Source organism: Microbacterium sp. P2_F9 (genome assembly GCF_056403635.1).
The window spans coordinates 1-1,430 of the sequence record NZ_JBFUFC010000390.1 but is presented as its reverse complement, the minus strand read 5'-3'; the positions used below and the strand labels follow the sequence as shown (position 1 = coordinate 1,430).

The window sequence follows — 1,430 nt, the reverse complement described above, 5'->3', positions numbered from 1 at the left end:
CCTCGGGTGATGGATCAAGCCCGCAACGGACTCCGCGGCGAGGAGGGGCTCAGAACGAGATCTCGCTGCGGCCGCTAAGGAGAAGACGAGCGATCCGCACCCGGTCAGAATACCACCGGGTGCGGACCGCCCGGCTCGATCAGCTCTTGTCGTCGGGCGCCGCGGGCGACTGCTCGACCCCGGGAGCGGCAGCGGCGGCGGCCGCCGCCTCGCGCTTCTTGTCCCGGCTGGACGAGATGAGGCTCGCGATCGTCGCGACGGCCATCGACAGCACGATGACGATCAGCGACGCCCAGGTCGAGATCTCCGGCGCCCACGGAACCGGCTCGCCGCCGTTGATGAACGGCACCTGGTTGGTGTGCAGGGCGTGGAAGAACAGCTTCACACCGATGAAGGCGAGGATGAACGCGATGCCGTAGTGCAGGTACTTGAGACGGTCGAGCAGGCCGCCGAGCAGGAAGTAGAGCTGCCGAAGGCCCATGAGCGCGAAGATGTTCGCCGTGAACACGATGAACGGGCTCTGGGTGATGCCGAAGATCGCCGGGATCGAGTCGATCGCGAAGATCAGGTCGGTGAACCCGATCGCGATGAACACGAGGATCATCGGCGTCCAGATCTTCTTGCCTCCGACGACCGTGCGGATCTTGGCGCCGTCGTACTCGTCGCTCACGTCCATGAACCGACGGGCGAAGCGCACGACGCCCGTTTCGGTCTGCACGTCGTTCTCATGTGACTTCGGGAACGCCTGTCGCCACGCGGTGAAGACGAGGATCAGGCCGAAGAAGTAGAAGATCCAGCTGAACTGCTCGATGAGCGCAGCGCCGAGCATGATGAAGATGCCGCGCAGGATGAGCGCGATGATGATGCCCACCATCAGCACCTGCTGCTGGTATTTCCGGGGCACGGCGAACTGGGCCATGATCAGCACGAACACGAACAGGTTGTCGATCGAGAGGCTGTACTCGGTGAGCCAGCCGGCCAGGAACTGGCCCATGGCGTCGGCGCTGTCGGAGACGAAGTAGAGCACGACGGCGAAGACGAGCGCGAGCCCGACGTAGAAGCTGACCCACAGGGCCGACTCCTTCATGGAGGGGATGTGCGGCCGCTTCACGGCGAGCACGAGGTCGATGATGAGGATCAGAGTCAGCACGACGAGCGAGCTGATCTGGAACCATACGGGGATCTCAAAGGTCATGAGGGCCTTTCGGGGGTTCGCGATGGACCGAAAGTCTCTCCCCCGCGACTGCGGCGCGCGCCCGGGCTCCCGAGATCTGGGAACCGTGATGACGGACACGCGAGGTTGGGATACTCCCTTTCGCCCGCTCAGGATACAGGGAACTTCCAGGAACCGGATGCCGGAGCTTCACCGCCCTCACCCGCCGCGCGCGTCGGATTCCGACGGATGCTGAGACGATCCCCCCCCTGCGGAC

The 1,430-nt window shown here is 64.5% G+C and carries 1 protein-coding gene; it reads right to left on the bottom strand.

The genetic code is table 11. The features are described from left to right. Window positions 1-139 precede the first annotated feature (139 nt). Window positions 140-1,195, bottom strand: coding sequence for a TerC family protein (locus AC1DVT_RS20255; RefSeq protein ID WP_457098356.1), 1,056 nt, complete (start codon window positions 1,193-1,195; stop codon window positions 140-142). Between the last annotated feature and the right edge of the window lie 235 nt (window positions 1,196-1,430).